General features: G+C 64.4%; 2 protein-coding genes. Both read right to left on the reverse strand.

The features are described 5' to 3' along the window. Nucleotides 1–188: 188 nt before the first annotated feature. Nucleotides 189–884: a phosphate regulon transcriptional regulator PhoB gene (phoB, locus tag ABNU97_RS17480; RefSeq protein ID WP_348767944.1), complete on the reverse strand. Its 696-nt coding sequence runs from the start codon at nt 882–884 to the stop codon at nt 189–191. Between the two features lie 87 nt (nt 885–971). Next, a partial coding sequence (gene pepN, locus ABNU97_RS17485) for an aminopeptidase N (protein WP_348767943.1) occupies nt 972–3,377 on the reverse strand: 2,406 nt, incomplete at its 5' end.

Consider the following 3,377-nt stretch of genomic DNA (forward strand, 5'->3'; position numbering starts at 1 on the left):
CGGCGCATCGGCGGCCAAGCCGCGGCAAGACAAGGCATCGCGAGCGTCGCGTGGTCGTTCCACGTAAGCGAGCGATAACGCAGGATTGCCGGGGCTTGGCCGTCGACCGATCGTTATTCGTTGGAGGTTGCCCGCGCCGGGCGCGCCCGGCGCGGGCAATGCGACGTCATATCTCATGACGACACGCCCTAGATGGCCTTGCTCGAGAATCGATAACCGCTGCCTCGCACGGTCTGGATGAAGTGGTCGAAACCGAAGGGCGCCAACGCTTTGCGCAGCCGTCGGATATGCACATCCACGGTGCGTTCTTCGACAAACACGTTCTGGCCCCACACCCGGTCGAGCATCTGCTCTCGCGTATATACGCGCTCGGGGTTGCTCATGAAGAAGCGCAGCAGCCGGTATTCCGTGGGACCGAGCTTGACCGGCGAATCACCGGCGGCCACGCGCTGGCTGGCCGCGTCCAGAATCAGCCCGTCCAGTTCCAGCGTTTCATCTTCGCCGCCGGGCAGACTGCGGCGCAGGACCGCGCGCACGCGGGCGACCAGTTCGGAAGAGGAGAACGGCTTGGTAATGTAATCGTCGGCGCCGAGGTTGAGCCCGCGTACTCGGTCGTCGGCATCGACACGCGCGGTGACCATGATCACCGGTAGCTGGGCGGTCAGCTCGTCGCGCCGCAGTTCGCGGGCGAACTCCGCCCCCGAGACACCGGGCAGCATCCAGTCGAGCAAAACGAGATCCGGCCGCCGCTCGGCCATGGCAAGACGTGCTGCCTGCGCATCTTCTGCTTCACTGACGGCGAAATCGGCCCGCTCCAGAGCGAAGCGAATCATGTCGCGGATCGGCGCTTCGTCCTCGACGATCAGAACATGCTTGTGCTGCATTACGTTGGGTCTCATGGATTACGACGCCGTAACGCTAGGCACTCAATATTACAGCAATATGACGGCGCGCACCGCACGCCCCAAACCTCAGCCCGCTTCGGCGTATTCGAGCCCGGTCGCCACGATCTCGCGGCTGTTGTGTGACAAGTCGGCCTCAGCGATACGCGCGAGCGCGGCGCGCATGCCCTCGGCTTGAGCCGGCACATGACGGGCCCAGTTCGTCAGCATGCCCGCCAGCGCGGCGGCCAGCTGGGGATTGAGCCCGTCCAGACGCAGTATTTCATCGGCGATGAGCGCATATCCGGCGCCATCGGCGCGATGGAAACCGACCCGATTGCCGCGCACGAAACCGCCCAGCAGCGCCCGGATACGATTCGGATTGGTGAAATCGAAGCGGCTGTCGGCCAACAGCCCACGCACATGCTCAACGCTGTCGTCGCGGCGCGTGGTGGCCTGCAGCCGCAGCCATTTATCCATGACCAGCGGATACTCGGCCCACTGACCGGCGAAATCCGTGAGCACACGGTCGCGCTCGGGCGATTGCAGATCGCGCAGCGTCTCCAGCGCGGCCATGCGATCGGTCATGTTGTCGGCGCTGTCATACAGCCGGGCCGCGCGGGCCGCGATCCCCGGGGCCTCGATGGCCGCCAGATAATCGAGCGCCAGCGCCAACACGCGCCGGCGCCCGGCCTCGGCCACATCGAAGGCATAGGCCTGCTCGGCGGCATGCGTATCGGCGAGTGCTTCGAAGCGCGCCGCGAAGCGCGTGGCGATCGCCCGTTTGAGATCGCGACGCGCCGCGTCGATAGCGAATATGTCGATCGTATCGAACTGTTCGCCCAGCATCGCCTCGCTGGGCAGGGTCAGCATTTCGGCAAGCAGCTCGAGATCGGCCGGCGGATGGTTGAGCAGCGTCTCGATCGCTTCGAACAGCAGCTCCGGGGCGGTCACCGCCGCCCCGCCCTCACGGCGCGACTCGACATCGGCGACCAGCGTTTTCAGATACAGCGCCTGGGCCGCGTCCCAGCGGCAGACCGGGTCGCTGTCGTGGGCCATCAGCCGTGCCAGCGCCTGCTCGTGCTGGTCGTATTCCAGGCGTACCGGCGCAGTGAAGCCGCGCAGCGCCGATACCGTGGGCTCGTCGGCAAAACCGTCGAACGTCCAGGTTTTTTCGGCGTCGTTCAGGCGCAGCACCTCGGGTTCGCGCACGGCTGCGCCGGCACTGTCGAACAGGGCGACTTCAACCGGGATATCGAACAGCGGCTTGTCGGCCTGGCCGGGCGTGGCCGGCGTATGCTGTGCCAACGTCAGCTGTAGTCGACCCTGGTCGAAAGACGTGGTCACGCGTACGCGCGGCGTGCCCGCCTGGGCGTACCAGTGCCGAAACTGGGCCAGGTCGAGGCCGGTGGATTCTTCCATGGCCACCACGAAATCCTCGATGGTCACGGCCTGGCCATCGTGCTTGTCCAGATAATGGCGTACCGCGGTAATGAACGCCTCGCGCCCCGCCATCTGCGCGATCATGCGGATCACCTCGCCGCCCTTTTCATAGACGGTGATGGTGTAGAAGTTGTTCATTTCCACATAGGAGTCCGGGCGTACCGGGTGCGCACGCGGGCCACCGTCCTCGGGAAACTGGATCTCGCGCATGGCGCGCACCTGCCGGATTCGGGTCACCCCCGGCGAGCCCTGATCGATGGCGAACTGATGCTCGCGATAGACCGTGAGGCCCTCCTTCAACGACAGCTGGAACCAATCGCGGCAGGTCACGCGGTTGCCGGTGTAGTTATGGAAATATTCGTGGGCCACGACATCGCGCACGAGCGCGAAATCGCTGTCGGTGGCGGTATCGGCACGGGCGAATATGCAGGCCGTGTTGAACACGTTCAGGCCCTTGTTCTCCATGGCACCCATGTTGAAGCTGCCCACGGCCACGGTGACATAGCTGTCCAGGTCGTATTCCAGTCCGTAGGTATCTTCATCCCAGGCCATCGCCTGCTTGAGCGAAGCCATGGCGTGATGGCACTGATCCTCGTTGCCGTGCTCGGTATACAGCCGCAGATCCACCACGCGCCCGGAGGTGGTCGTATAGCTGTCGCGAATCATGCCCAGATCGCCTGCCACCATGGCGAACAGATAACAGGGCTTGGCGTAGGGGTCTTCGAACACGGCGTAGTGGCGCCCGTCATCCAGGCCGCCCTGCTGAACGCAGTTGCCGTTGGCCAGCAGTACCGGGTATTCGCCCGCATCGGCGCTGATACGGGTGGTATAGCGGGCCATCACGTCGGGCCGATCCGGGAAATAGGTGATTCGGGAAAAGCCGTTGGCCTCGCACTGGGTACACAGGATATCGCCGGACCGATAGAAGCCTTCCAGCGACAGGTTGTGTTCCGGGTCGATCGTATTCTCGACCGTGAGCGTAAACGCCTCGGGCGGATTGGCGATAACAAGCGCGTCGTCGTACAGGCTGTATTCGTGCGCCGCCAGGACTCG

The sequence above is a fragment of the uncultured Salinisphaera sp. genome (assembly GCF_964012375.1).
Classification (GTDB): Bacteria; Pseudomonadota; Gammaproteobacteria; order Nevskiales; family Salinisphaeraceae; genus Salinisphaera.

Coding starts and splice junctions, on each gene's coding strand:
- phoB (WP_348767944.1), bottom strand. CDS start 884: ATGCAGCACAAGCATGTTCTGATCGTCGAGGACGAAGCGCCGATCCGC.